Consider the following 12825-nt stretch of genomic DNA (forward strand, 5'->3'; position numbering starts at 1 on the left):
GTGTGTGTTGGCGCGGAGCGGGTGCTTTGAGCATGGCAGTCATCGCAAAATAATGTGCTGCCATTAAATAAAAACCCCCAGCGTTTGGCTAGGGGTTTGTCAGCGGTCTGAGATCTTGTGATCTCCTTTTTTACCTGGTGCTGGTAAATCCACTACTCAGTGACTGGATTTTTGCATCATCTCCAAGAGTGATGCCTCGGCGCGGGACAAGCCACAGCGACGTGCAACCTCATCACAATCCATTCCCATTTTAAACATTTGCGCCGCTTGTGAATAAGGCTGAAATTCGTCGTCATTGTAGTAATCAATTTTTTCAGGCTGTTTGGTCAAATTAGCCTGCAAACGTTTTTCCATGGCCAACAATCGTTGTCCCATACCCACTGAGCCACTGCTAGACGCAGCAACCTCACGCATTAATTTCTGAATCAGCTTTTCGTTGGCATCCGCCTGACGACGCACATGCTTAAGACTCAGCACCGCGATCACCAATGCAATCACACTGATCGCTGCGGATACAGCCAGTCCCATCTCCAACACTGTCATGAATATTTCTCTGCGCCTGATTCCGTCATTTGCGATCAGTTTGTATGGTTGCTCTAATAGCTATACATCCTCCAACTCTGACCACTCTTCATTCGTTAACAACTTATTGAGATCAATCAAAATTAACAACTCATTGTTTTTATGGCATACACCTTGAATAAACTTGGCACTCTCTTCATTGCCTACGTTAGGTGCAATCTCCATTTCTGATTGGCGAAGATAAACTACCTCTGCCACACTATCCACCAAAATACCAATTACATGACGATCAGTTTCAATAATCACGATGCGGGTATTATCGGTAATCTCGCCACTGGATAGATTGAAACGATGGCGGGTATCAATCACCGTCACCACGTTACCCCGCAGATTAATGATCCCCAATACATAGGATGGCGCGCCAGGCACCGGCGCTATTTCAGAGTAGCGCAGCACTTCCTGCACCTGCATCACGTTGATACCGTAGGTTTCTCCATCCAGACGAAAGGTTACCCACTGCAATACGGGATCATCACTACTTTTATTTTTTGCTGCATCAGTTGCCATTATCTAATTCCTCTAAAACCGCACCACAGGGCGGTAAATCACATAAATGTCGTTATAACTATAGCCGAGGACTTTTCCTATGCCACTTTTGTTTAAGGTGCAAAATTTTTGTCTGCCTCAATCAATATTTGGCCAATACGGGGAATATCCAAAAGCGCACACATGTGATCTTTAACCGTACCCGCAAGCCAAGGGCGTTTACTGCGATCACTACGCCACTTTACATCTTCCGGCATAAGCGTAATGGGCTGATTGACAGAGTCGACTGCTAGCCCCCAAGGAACGCCATTAATCGACATTACATACTTAGCGGTTTCCAAAAACCTGGGGTCATAGCGTTCTGGCATGACAAATTTAGCGGTATTCACCGTGCGGATTTTACCGGCTGCCGTTGGCTGAAACCCCATAAACCAGTCGGCCTGACCAAACAAGGGAGTCAACTCATCAGTTAGCGGTTGGATTTGCCCCAGTGATATCAAAGGTACCGCAAGTGTTAAACCTGACACCTTAAAAAGCAGCACATCAAAACGAGACTGCGCCCACTGCGGGCGACCATTTTCCAGCCATTCAAGACCTTCAATCTGGAAGTGCGCCGTTTGCGGTACATCCTCATGCTGAAGTTGTTCTGCAACAGTCGGCACCTCGAGGTTCACATCGACCGGTAATGGCTCACTAACCAATGTTTCAACATCCCATTCTTGAATTTCTGCGGGATTGTTTACGAATAGCGTTTTGGTTTCAGTTGATACCTGTGTCGCCACTGGTGCATCAACCAATAACTGCGTTCTTGCTGACTGCAGTAGCTTTTCGAGCTTGCGCTTCTGCTCAAGCGATTGAATAGGCTCAGGTTCAGCAAAAGAGGCCATCGTTTTGGGAGCTAATTTGCTTGTTTGCTCTGCACGTAAAACTGGCTTTTTAGGTTTTTCCTCAAGGTTTTTTTTGGTCGGTAAAACAACCACACGTGCACTGCCAGCACCAGCAGCAACAGGCATTGGTCGCTCATCAATTGCATTGAACGCCTGCTCGAGCAAGTCTTCTCCACCCAGCAGATCATCAAAGTAATTACTCAAACTATCATCAGGCGGCTTGATGTTGTCCCCTGAGTCTTTTTGCTTAGTCACGAGCCCATACCTGTTTTATTAGCAACCACAACGGGCGGGTTATCTGGTTTTAATTCATCGCCACGAATCGCTTTTTCCAGCCAATGCCATAACGACAGATAAGCGTCAGCACCGCGACTGGTGGGGTCAAAGATATGTGGCGGCACACCGGCCTTGCTCGCATCGCGAAAGCGGGTATCAATGGGGATATGTCCAGGCCAAGCCTGTTCGGGATAGGTATTGCGAATAGTACGCAAGCTAGTCACGGATGCTTGGGTGCGACGATCAAACATAACGGGGACAATCGTATAGGCCAGCGCTTTTTTGCGTGAACGCGACATCATCCTGAGCGTATTAACCATACGCTCCAAGCCTTTGAGCGCAAGAAATTCAGTTTGTACGGGAATCACCAAATACTGACAGGCAGCCAGTGCATTAATCATCAAAACCCCTAACAAGGGCGGAGTATCTATCAGCACATAATCGTAATCATCAGCAATATGCGCTAACACCCGACTTAACACCAACCCCATTCCATCCTGCCCTATGGCTTGACGCTCCAAGGTAGCCAAGGCTGTTGCCGATGGAAGAATATGCAAATTGGGATAATCGGTCGCAATAATTAGTCGTTGTATTGAATCCCGCGAAAGTTCTTTGCGCTCTTGAAATAGGGTGTAACTACTCAGTTGTTGGGTGTCAGGATCCTGACGAAAATAGGTGGACAGAGAACCATGAGGATCAATATCAAGCAATAAAACCCGCTTCCCGGACGAGGCAATTAACCCACCAAGAGACACGCTGGTTGTGGTTTTACCAACCCCACCTTTTTGATTTGCTATTGCCAAAACACGCACGTTTAAACCCTCACTGGCGTCAAACATCAGACATTTCTGTCACTAATTCATGCAAAGCAAGCTCCATGCCCACTCAACTAAAAACAGGATTATCTATTTACCGAGTGCCGATTGACAGCCAATCAAGGTGATTATTTTTCAATCAGGGGATATTAATTATTGCCTAGCGCTAAGGAACGTCAAGCTATCGGCATTTATTCAAGATTATTTAGTAGAAGTGTAAAGCTGAAAATGACCAGCGGGTTACACAGGACAGGATTAATCGCACGCAGCAATCATAGACTAGTAGGAGAATGGCTCAAACAGACACTATTGTGCCGTTAATCCACTGAAACTAAAGTTCGTAAGCGGTATAACCCTGCGATCTGCCCGCTTTATCATTGCTTCAGCCCAAGTGAAGTTTTCGAACTTCGCAAACAAAGCGTCAAAACTACCATCCTCCTGAGCGATTCTAAGCCCAACAACAAGACGCTCAGCAAGCTGGCTATTTGATTTATTTACGTAAAAATATACCGGGTTGTCATACCGAAGCAATAGCTCGCGCTCCAGCGCTATGCCGTTGGCAGCATAACGACTAATTTCAGGTAAAACCTGATGTGCGCCACGCGAATAGTAATCAAACCGTTTGGAGGCTAGCATTTTGAACAAATTAAAATAGCTCATGCTCAGCACCAAAGGTAAGCTGTTTTCCTCCATGACAACTCTATCCGGCCAATGCGAGCCGATTCCTCCGCGTAAACGACGCAAGTCTTCAATGGTTTTAACTTGAGAAAAACGTGCCTGATCACCAGTACGAATCAAAAAAACACGATGGTCACTCAAATTTTTTAACAGCCGAAATTTAATGGGCAATAATTGTTTTGGCGCATTGGCATTGTGCGGCATCCAGGTTATGTCAATCCGCCCAAGCTCTATTTCGCGCAGCAGTCGATTGGTGATTGGCATTACCGGTACAAAGTTAATTTGATACGGGCCATGTGTTTCTGCAGTTTTAGCCAGAACCAATTCCAATAACTTACTAAAGTAATAGTCGTCGTGATCTGGAGTAAGGTGCTTTTCACATGAAATCACCACCGTCATTAACGGCTTTATTTGATCGGCATAAGAATGTTTAGGCGCTACAACAAAGAGGCACAGACAACAAACAAACGCACCAACGAATTCAGGCACTATTTTTGGCGTAAAAGACCCCATCGCACCATTTATTTTCTGTGTAATAACCATAATGCTACCAAGCTCAATTTATGTTGACTGGCGGTTTGCAGGTTAATTTGACTGGGATGCACTGGATACTGGAGGTGAAACTACAGGCTGTGACACATTGATTTTAGGACGCTCCATTTTGCGCTTCGCTACCATGATGGTAACGCGACGGTTCTGCGCCCGACCCTGCTCCGTATCATTCGCAGCCACAGGTTGATATTCACCATAACCCACTGCAGATAAACGCTCTGGCGCGACGCCTTTAGAAGAGAGATATTTCACAATTGCGCTGGCACGCGCCGTGGAAAGCTCCCAATTCGTAGGATACTTAACACTGTTAATGGGAATATTGTCGGTAAACCCTTCAACTTGCACAGGGTTGGAATAATTTTTTAGAATCTCCGCAATCTCATCGAAAATCTTTTGTGCCTGACTACTGGTATCTGCACTACCCGATGAAAACAAAATACTGTCTTTCAGCTCAATTTGCAGCCAAAGCTCGTTACTAGAAATTTGAATCAATTGATCGTCAATCAACTGCTCAAATTTTCCGGCAACCAAATCAGATATTTGGGTTAGTTCGTCACTGCTATTAAGTGAACTATCAGGGCCTTGATTTTCAATCTCTGTTGACGCGATAGAAGACTGGTCATCACTCACCGGATCTATCGCGGTTTGCCCCATATCAATCGGAGTAATAATCGCTGTCGATGGCGACACATTATCTTGTGGCTCTGCGTTATTCCGGGCGTTAGTTGGTTGATTAAATGCCTCAATAAAGGTGTCGGACAGAACGCGATATTTACTGTCATTAACTTGCGAAATGGAGTACATCACCACAAAAAATGCAAACAATAGAGTAATAAAGTCGGCATAAGAAATCAGCCAACGCTCTTGATTAACATGAACCTCTTGTCGCCTACGACGAACCATAAAGACACTACTAGTGATTGTGATAAAAGTTAGATGGAAAAGGATTAATTTAATGTGGATGCAAGTATCCGTTTAATTTCATCTCAATTGAACGAGGATTTTCGCCATCAGCAATAGCGATAATGCCTTCGATTATCAACTCACGATACTGAGAGTTTTCATTGACACACATACGCAATTTATTGGAGATAGGAATGAACACCAAATTGGCCAAGGCGACACCATAAATAGTCGCAACAAATGCAACGGCAATCCCAGGCCCAAGAGTGGCTGGATCGGCCAAATTGTTCATTACATGGATCAACCCCATTACCGCACCAATAATACCGATAGTAGGCGCGTAGCCTCCCATGCACTCATAAAATTTAATTGCATCAAAGTCGCGCTGCTCATCGACAATTAAATCAGTTTCCAAAATGCGACGAATCACCTCAGGCTCGTTGCCATCTACCAGCAATTGCAGCCCTTTTTTAGCAAACTTATCTTTCTCACGCTCCGAAATTGTTTCCAGCCCTAACAAACCATCTTTACGCGCCGCTGCCGCCCAGCGAACAATATTGGCAACGCCTTGCTTAAACGGTACGTAAGGCGGTTTAAATACCCAGCCCACTATTTTTAATGCGCGCCGTAAACTATGTTTAGATGTCTGCAACATAGCAGCACCCAATGTGCCTCCAAAAACAATAAACGCAGCAGGGCCATTAGCCAACGTAGCCAAACCACCGCCTTCCAAAAAATTCCCACCTAAAATGGCAGCAAAAGCAATAATAACTCCAAAGATGCTCAGTAAATCCATTACATAACCTCTCGCACCAAGTGCGGACCAATATCCTTTAAACTGAGCACTTTATCTGTCAGACCGGCACGTGCTACCGCCATGGGCATTCCATATATCACGCAACTCGCCTCATCCTGTGACCAGAGCGCTGAACCAGCCTCTTTTAGCAAACGAGCACCATTGCAGCCATCCGAACCCATGCCGGTCAGCACTATACCCAGCACTTTATCGGCATAGATATTCGCAGCCGAGCCAAAGGTAATGTCCAATGAAGGTTTGTAAGTAACTCGCTCATCATCCGGCAAGACACGCACCGAACCGCCATTGCGTTTATCGAGCATTAGTTGTTTGCCGCCCGGAGCAAGCAGTGCCAATCCTGGCTGCAATTGATCTCCATCAACCGCCTCACGCACACGAATATTACATTGTTTATTTAACCGCTCAGCAAAAGCTTTGGTGAAGTTTTCAGGCATATGCTGCACTAATACAATTGGCAAAGGAAAATTAGCTGGCAGGGTAATGAGCACTTCCGCTAATGCCACTGGCCCTCCAGTTGATGCACCAATCACCAACAATTTGGGTGGTTTTTTTAATCGAGAATTATCCGAGCCTGGCTTTTTTGCAGAATCCTCTTGCACAACACCTACAGGTGAACGCGCAGGTAGTGGTGCGACGGGAGCGGGCGAACGCAAGTTCGGAGAAGAAGTGATCGATGATGGCTCTGTCGCCGGTGAAACTCGTCCGGCAACACCGGCCAGAGTAATTAAACGCTCGTGCAGCTTTTTCTTGAGCGATGCCGAGCTACGGGATACTTCAGCAAAATCTTTGGGGATAAAATCCAACGCACCTGCAGCCAAGGCATCCAAAGTTACTTTAGCTCCCTCATAGGTGAGCGAGGAAAACATCAAGATAGGTACTTTACGGCTCGCCATAATCAGCTTGATCGCAGTAACACCATCCATCACTGGCATTTCAAAATCCATGGTGATGATGTCAGGCTTAAGCTGCTCTGCCTTTTCTACTGCTTCGCGACCATTACTGGCAAAACCAATAACTTTTAAATCCGGGTGCTCATTAATAATATCCTTCAGGCGATGCTGAAAGAAATTTGAATCATCTACTACCAACACCCGGACAGGCATCTAACTCACTCCGCAGAAATAACTGCTTTGGAAAATAAAATGGCTTGAATAACCCGACGAAAAAATTAGTTTCAGCTCAACGGCCACTAACTGTGCCCCCAACTGGTCGAGCCTTTAGCATAACGACGTAACAAACTGGGAATATCCAAAATTAAAGCGATGGTGCCATCACCGGTTATTGTTGCTCCCGCCATGCCCGGAGTGCCTTGTAACATTTTTCCAAGTGGTTTGATCACGACTTCTTCTTGACCAATAAGTTGATCAACAACAAAACCAACTCGCCGAGTCCCTACGGTTACAATTACTACATGCGCGTTATCCGGACGGTCACCATAAGCATTTTTAACCAGCCAATCCTTCATGTAAAACAGTGGGATAGCTTGATCGCGAATGGCGATGCAGTCCTGACCATCCACTATATGGCTCTTATTAAGATCCATATGAAAAATTTCATTTACGCTCACAAGTGGAAACGCAAATGTTTGCTGCCCCAACATAAACATTAATGTCGGCATAATCGCCAAGGTCAGCGGCACCTTGATAATAAAACGCGTGCCCTTACCTAATTCCGATTTAATTTCAACTGTGCCGTTTAACTGGGTAATTTTGGTTTTCACCACATCCATACCCACGCCGCGACCAGACACATCAGAAATTTCTTTTTTGGTAGAAAAACCCGGCGCAAAAATTAAATTATAGGCCTCGGTATCCGACAAACGATTCGCCGCGTCTTCATCAAACAAACCTTTTTCAACAGCAATATTGCGCAACCTAACAGGATCCATACCGGCGCCATCATCACTGATAGACAACAAAATATGATCACCTTCCTGCTCCGCCGAAAGCACCACCTGCCCCATTCTGGCCTTTCCGGCAGCTTCGCGCACATCAGGAAATTCAATGCCGTGATCCACTGAGTTACGCACCAAATGCACCAGCGGATCGGCAAGCGCCTCCACCAAGTTTTTATCCAAATCAGTTTCTTCGCCGACCAACTCCAAATTAATTTCTTTTTTCAAGCTACGCGCCAAATCGCGTACTACACGAGGAAAGCGACCAAAAACTTTTTTGATGGGCTGCATGCGGGTTTTCATTACCGACGTTTGTAAATCAGCAGTGACCACATCGAGATTAGCAACCGCTTTTACCAATGCTTCATTGGTAGAGCTATTACCTAAACGCACCAAGCGGTTGCGCACCAAAACCAGTTCGCCCACCATATTCATGATGTCGTCGAGGCGCTGGGTATCGACTCGCACCGTTGTCTCAACTTGCGGCGCTTCTTTCTCACTGACAGGTAAAGATGATGCAGCAGGTGCAGCGACAGCTTTAGCTGGCTCAACTTTTTTAACTGGCTCGACTTTTTTAGGTATCACTGGCGCTGATGCAGGCTTGGCTTCAATAGGCGCAGCTTTAACCGCTGCTGCTGCTTTTGCGGCGGGCGCTTGGGTAGCAGGAGTTACTGACGCAGGCGCACTGACTCCCGGCCCCTTTCCCTTGCCATGGAGCTGATCGAGCAGAGCGTCAAACTCATCGTCACTGATTAAATCGCTTCCTGAGGATGTAACAATAGGAGCAGATATTGGTGTAGTTACAGCCGGAGAGGACGCTTGGGTAACTGAACCAAGGCTGGGTCCCTTTCCTTTTCCGTGCAATTGATCAAGTAGCGCTTCAAACTCATCTTCTGATATTTCATCATTCGACGAACCGGCAACAATTGGGGCAACTGCCGGGGCAGAAATTGCCAAACCAGGCGCACCGCCTTTGCCGTGCAATTGATCCAGCAAAGCGTCGAACTCGTCCTCAGTAATTTCATCATTACCGGACGCACTAACCGGGGCGGGAGAAGAAGTGGGCGTAGCAGATACGGAAGCAGTCGCCGCCGATTGCCCTGCTATCGCATCGAGCAATTGTTCAAATTCTGCGTCGGTAATATCACCGTTAGGTGTTTCAGTAACAGGAGCACTCGCGAGGATAATTTCTTCGTCCGCAATACCTTCAGCTGCCTCATTTAAATCGGCACATGAAACCAAACGCTCCAGTGAAGCAATTAATGCATCATCAACAGGTGGCAATTCTTCGCGTTGGGAAACCAATTCAAATTGTTGGTTCACCATATCCAACGCTTCTAATACAACGTCCATCAATTCAGAGGTTACGGCGCGTTTTCCGTTACGCAAAATATCAAACAAGTTTTCAGTTAAATGACAGCATTCAACCATAGGAGTCAGCGCTAAAAAGCCTGCGCCACCTTTTACGGTATGAAAACCGCGAAAGATTGCATTGAGCAGGTCTTTATCTTCAGGGCGCTGCTCCAAGTCAACCAATTGCTGGCCAAGGCGCTCGAGAATCTCTCCCGCCTCTACCAGAAAATCCTGGAGAATATCCTCGTCATCACCAAAACTCATTCAACGTTCCTCGCGTGACCCGCAGATCTGCAAACTTAAAATAATTTAAAAACCAAGGCTCGACAGTAGATCATCGACATCATCTTGCCCGGTAACAACATCTGCACGCTCTTTATTGATTTGTGGGCCTTCAGCTTCGGTTTTACGCTTGTGCATAATTTGCATATCGTGTTCTGCGGTTTCACTGTCATTAGAAAGACCAGTAATTTCTTCAACTTGGCCAGCAATTCTTACCAAACTGACTAAATCTTTTTCGACATCATTTATCAAGCCGATTACGCGTTTTAATACTTGCCCGGTTAAATCCTGGAAGCCTTGCTCAAGCACAATATCTTGTAAATTTTTACTTAACTGTTCAGTACCAGTTACCATCTGACCTAAAAAACTATCCATACGCTCATAGAGTTGGCGGAATTCATCTGGCCCCATTTCGCGCCGTTTAAGCCGCGCCCACTCGGTGCGTAGACAATTAGCTTCCTGCCCAAGATCCATCGCAATAGGCGCAGCCTCATCGACCATATCCATGGTTTTCTCGGCCGCCTTTTGCGTGAGCTCGATAACATAATTCAGGCGATTAGAGGCATCGTGAATATCCGAATTGGCAATCTTTGGCGGCTCTTTGCTTAGATCAGCATCCACGTTGAAGTTGACAATCGCATTGTGCAATCCGCGTGTTAAGCGCCCTACCGATTGAAAAATATGCCGATCACGCGCTTGGGTGATGCTATGAATCAACACCGATGCATCTTCAAATTGATTGGCTTGCAATTTTTCAGTGAGCAACTTAGCGCATTCTTTCAATTCGACCACAAATTCGTCATTGAAGGATGTTTGAAGTTCAGATGCCATAACTACGCCTTATTTATTATTTGATCGACTTTTAGTTAACCTACACGATCAAAAATTTTCTCGATTTTTTCCTTGAGGGCTTGCGCAGTAAATGGTTTAACAACATAACCATTTACTCCGGCTTGCGCCGCCTCAATAATCTGATCGCGCTTGGCTTCCGCGGTCACCATTAACACGGGCAAGGTACGTAGTTTTTCGTCGGCACGAACCGCTTTCAGCAGATCGATACCGGTCATACCTGGCATGTTCCAGTCAGTGACCAGAAACTGAAAGTCGCCACTCTTAAGCATTGGCAACGCAGTAACACCATCATCCGCTTCATGGGTATTGGAAAAACCCAAGTCCCGCAGCAAGTTTTTAATAATCCGTCGCATTGTTGAAAAGTCATCAACAATTAAGATTTTCATATTCTTATCCAACGCAACCTCCACTCACCCTGACGGGATTTTCATTTAATCATAGTCTAGTAGGAGTTGAAGGTTCGGCCAGTTCCGGCGCCCAAATCTTCAACTTTTAATTCGAATCATAGTCCAAATTGCTGAAAATACAGAGTTTTTAGTGATTTCACAGCATTCACCCAACACTTTTTAGCCAAGTCGACTGATAATTGGTCACTCCCTTAATCTGATTGCCAACCAACTAGTTTATGGCGCAAGCGCGCTGCCGCTTGACTATGGATCTGACTCACTCGGGATTCACTCACTCCCAGAACCATTCCAATTTCTTTCAGGTTCAACTCCTGATCGTAATAAAGTGCCAAGACCATACGCTCGCGTTCCGGCAATAACATTATGGCTTTCATCAATGCCTGTTTTAGACCTTCGCGCTGAATTCCATCGAGCGGGCTGGCAAACGCACTGCTGTGCTCAGATGCGTCTATATTGCTATCTTCTTCGCCAAAGGTTTCTTCATAACTAAACAAGCGGCTGCCATTGGAATCTTGCAGCATTTCAAAATATTCGTTGAGTTCAACCCCTAATTCAGCCGCAACATCACTGTCACTTGCATCGCGCCCGGTGCGCGCTTCAACGGCTGCTACGGCTTGGGAAATACGGCGCGCATTGCGATGAACCGACCGAGGCACCCAGTCACCACGGCGCATTTCATCAACGATTGCACCACGAATACGAATACCGGCATAGGTTTCAAAACTCGCTCCGCGCGAGCCATCGTATTTTTGAGAGGCTTCGATAAGGCCGATCATGCCGGCCTGAATCAGATCGTCTACCTGTACACTGGCCGGCATCCGCATCATCATGTGATAGGCGATACGCTTAACCAAAGGCGCGTAGTCTTCCACGTTAATCTGAACATCAAGTAAGGTTTTTTTATCGTACATGGCTAAACCATTGACTGCGGCCATTGAGCACCTTCTTATCAGCAACAACCCGACGTTTTACCAACAGCCTTGCGGCACAACTTGTTCCATTCATTGCTTGTTCTGCGCAGCACTGTGAACTAACGCGCATTCGCGGCCTGCAGTAAACGCTCAACAAAAAACTCTAGCCGCCCGCTGGGCGAATTGGGTAACGGCCACTTATCTACAACTTGTGCGAGCCCGCGAATCGCGACCGAGGCTTTGGAAGTGGGTGCAAACTCCAGCAGCGACTTTTGCTTTTGTACCGCTTTTCGTACATTTTCATCGAACGGCACCTGTCCAACAAATTGCAATGCCACATCTAAAAAGCGCTCACACACCATATTTAGTTTGTTAAACATGTTGATGCCTTCCTGTGGTGTACGCGTCATATTGGCGACGACCCGGAAGCGTTGCATTCCATACTCTTTATTGAGCAATTTAATTAACGCATAGGAATCCGTAATCGATGAAGGTTCGTCACAAACAACGATAATGACTTCATTGGCCGCGCGAACAAAACTCACCACGGTATCGGAGATACCGGCAGCAGTATCAATCACTAAAATATCGACTTGATCAGAAAGCTCATTGAACGCGTTGATCAGCCCGGCATGTTCAGCGGCACTTAACTCCGCCATCCGCTGCACACCAGAAGAGGCGGGAACAATCTTCATACCGGCGGGGCCAGTTACCAACACATCTGCCAAACTGTGAGTGCCTGCAAGCACATCGGCCAGCGTATGGGTTGCTCTAATACCCAACAGCACATCAACATTCGCTAACCCCAAGTCGGCATCCAACAACACTACCCTGCGGCGCAATTCTGCCAGCGCAATGCTGAGATTAACGGATATATTGCTCTTACCCACTCCGCCCTTGCCGCCGGACACAGCGATCACTTGTACTGGTCGCATTTGGCTCATTTACACATAACTCCAAACCTATTCTTCGAGCTTGTACCTGGCGCTTGTCAGTCTTATTTACAAGACTTTTTTATAACTTGGCCGCGGGTACACCAATGGTGATCTGAGTATAGATAGAGATTGGCAATTCATCCGACTAATTTCAGTTTCACCGACAAATTACCTTGGTTATAACTGTTACTGTTT

13 protein-coding genes are annotated in these 12825 nt (G+C 46.3%); all 13 read right to left on the minus strand.

Features of this window, described 5'->3' with window-relative positions; all coding sequences use genetic code 11:
- Positions 1-156: 156 nt before the first annotated feature.
- Positions 157-543, minus strand: a complete 387-nt coding sequence (locus AC2CG4_RS15930) for a DUF2802 domain-containing protein (RefSeq protein WP_484487212.1) — start codon at positions 541-543, stop codon at positions 157-159.
- 60 nt (positions 544-603) lie between these two features.
- Positions 604-1089 carry a chemotaxis protein CheW gene (locus tag AC2CG4_RS15935; RefSeq protein WP_484487213.1) on the minus strand — a complete coding sequence of 162 codons (486 nt, stop codon included), beginning with the start codon at positions 1087-1089 and terminating at the stop codon, positions 604-606.
- Positions 1090-1181: 92 nt separating this feature from the next.
- Complete coding sequence (locus AC2CG4_RS15940) at positions 1182-2210, minus strand: chemotaxis protein CheW (protein ID WP_484487214.1); 1029 nt, start codon at positions 2208-2210, stop codon at positions 1182-1184.
- Positions 2207-3043, minus strand: a complete 837-nt coding sequence (locus AC2CG4_RS15945) for a ParA family protein (protein WP_484487357.1) — start codon at positions 3041-3043, stop codon at positions 2207-2209. Before AC2CG4_RS15945 ends, AC2CG4_RS15940 begins: the two co-directional genes overlap by 4 nt.
- Before the next feature lie 309 nt (positions 3044-3352).
- The gene (locus tag AC2CG4_RS15950; protein WP_484487215.1) at positions 3353-4267 is read right to left on the minus strand and encodes a hypothetical protein; all 915 of its coding nucleotides are present in this window, start codon (positions 4265-4267) and stop codon (positions 3353-3355) included.
- Positions 4268-4309: 42 nt separating this feature from the next.
- Positions 4310-5179, minus strand: a complete 870-nt coding sequence (motD, locus tag AC2CG4_RS15955) for a flagellar motor protein MotD (protein ID WP_484487216.1) — start codon at positions 5177-5179, stop codon at positions 4310-4312.
- Between the two features lie 49 nt (positions 5180-5228).
- A complete protein-coding gene (locus AC2CG4_RS15960) occupies positions 5229-5975 on the minus strand; it encodes a flagellar motor protein (RefSeq protein ID WP_484487217.1) in 747 nt (248 codons plus the stop codon).
- Entirely contained in the window at positions 5975-7099 is a 1125-nt protein-coding gene (locus AC2CG4_RS15965; RefSeq protein ID WP_484487218.1) for a protein-glutamate methylesterase/protein-glutamine glutaminase, read from the minus strand. Before AC2CG4_RS15965 ends, AC2CG4_RS15960 begins: the two co-directional genes overlap by 1 nt.
- An 86-nt stretch (positions 7100-7185) precedes the next feature.
- Positions 7186-9507 carry a chemotaxis protein CheA gene (locus AC2CG4_RS15970; protein WP_484487219.1) on the minus strand — a complete coding sequence of 774 codons (2322 nt, stop codon included), beginning with the start codon at positions 9505-9507 and terminating at the stop codon, positions 7186-7188.
- Between the two features lie 45 nt (positions 9508-9552).
- Positions 9553-10356: a protein phosphatase CheZ gene (locus AC2CG4_RS15975; protein WP_484487220.1), complete on the minus strand. Its 804-nt coding sequence runs from the start codon at positions 10354-10356 to the stop codon at positions 9553-9555.
- Positions 10357-10391: 35 nt separating this feature from the next.
- Entirely contained in the window at positions 10392-10775 is a 384-nt protein-coding gene (gene cheY, locus AC2CG4_RS15980) for a chemotaxis response regulator CheY (RefSeq protein ID WP_039914554.1), read from the minus strand.
- Between the two features lie 200 nt (positions 10776-10975).
- A complete protein-coding gene (locus tag AC2CG4_RS15985) occupies positions 10976-11719 on the minus strand; it encodes an RNA polymerase sigma factor FliA (protein ID WP_484487221.1) in 744 nt (247 codons plus the stop codon).
- Positions 11720-11814: 95 nt separating this feature from the next.
- Positions 11815-12639: a MinD/ParA family protein gene (locus tag AC2CG4_RS15990; RefSeq protein ID WP_484487222.1), complete on the minus strand. Its 825-nt coding sequence runs from the start codon at positions 12637-12639 to the stop codon at positions 11815-11817.
- Positions 12640-12825: the final 186 nt, after the last annotated feature.

It is taken from the genome of Cellvibrio sp. ATLC23 (assembly GCF_057196725.1).